Below are 336 nucleotides of genomic sequence, written 5' to 3'. Positions count from 1 at the left end.
ATTATTTCAACTATTTATTGCTATTCCAGTAAAAATCTATTTATTTATACTTAAGGCGATCGACAAAATTTGGTCATGGCTCAAAGCTGGTGTGAAACTTTTTATAAAACTTATTACTATCATTGGGCAACTTTTAAAACTTCTCTTTTTGAATCCCTTGGCCTTACTTACTAATCCGTTGCAAAGTTTGAAATCTATTGGTAATAGTGGAGGAGAAATTGTAGACAATTTATCTGAAGGACTAGAAAAAGTTACAGATAATTTATCTGAGGGAATAGAAGAAGTTACAGATAATTTATCTGAGGGAATAGAAGAAGTTACAGATAATTTATCTGA

General features: G+C 30.1%; 1 protein-coding gene. It reads left to right on the top strand.

The genetic code is table 11. The features are described from left to right. Window positions 1–336, top strand: a 336-nt coding sequence (locus tag ACP6PM_RS12415; RefSeq protein ID WP_426585011.1) for a hypothetical protein, incomplete at both ends; no start/stop codon positions are given.

Origin of the sequence: Dapis brunnea BLCC-M229, from assembly GCF_050015995.1 — a bacterium.
GTDB lineage: Bacteria > Cyanobacteriota > Cyanobacteriia > Cyanobacteriales > Microcoleaceae > Trichodesmium.
This window is presented reverse-complemented; position numbering and strand designations above follow the sequence as displayed.